The sequence below is a fragment of the Actinomyces sp. Z5 genome, from assembly GCF_003287795.1.
Classification (GTDB): domain Bacteria; phylum Actinomycetota; class Actinomycetes; order Actinomycetales; family Actinomycetaceae; genus Actinomyces; species Actinomyces glycerinitolerans.
This window is the reverse complement of the sequence record NZ_QMIN01000114.1, coordinates 1-328: the sequence shown is the minus strand read 5'-3', so window position 1 is coordinate 328 and position 328 is coordinate 1. Positions and strand designations below refer to the sequence as shown.

Annotated in this window: 1 protein-coding gene and 1 pseudogene; one reads left to right on the top strand and one right to left on the bottom strand. The window is 68.9% G+C overall.

Annotated features, from left to right (window positions below; genetic code table 11):
* Positions 1-212: pseudogene (locus DRB06_RS16990) on the bottom strand (hypothetical protein); the annotation flags it as partial.
* On the opposite strand from DRB06_RS16990, the gene DRB06_RS16985 reads away from it, so the two are divergent.
* A partial coding sequence (locus DRB06_RS16985) for a hypothetical protein (protein ID WP_395994457.1) occupies positions 144-328 on the top strand: 185 nt, incomplete at its 3' end. The pseudogene DRB06_RS16990 and the gene DRB06_RS16985 sit on opposite strands and share 69 nt — an antisense overlap.

Below are 328 nucleotides of genomic sequence, written 5' to 3'. Positions count from 1 at the left end.
CCAGGGCGTCGGTGATGGCCTGCGCCCAGGCGGCATGGCGTCTGCACCCGTTGGATTCGGGGCTTGGCGTCGATCCGGGCTCGCCCGGCCTTGCGCAGGCGGGCGGGGGTGGGCCAGGCGGCGATCACTTCAAGTATTGGGTCGTGTTCGAGCCACTTGCCCAGCACAGTCTCGAGGGCTGGGTGGATCTGGGTGTACAGGCCCCGGATACGGCCCCTCGGTCTGGCTGGTCCTGGCGGGCCAGGTCCAGGTCAAAGCCGGTGAGCATACTCAACGCGGCCGCGTCCTCGTCCGAAGCGCTGATGGACCTGAGCGTGTGGGGCATGGT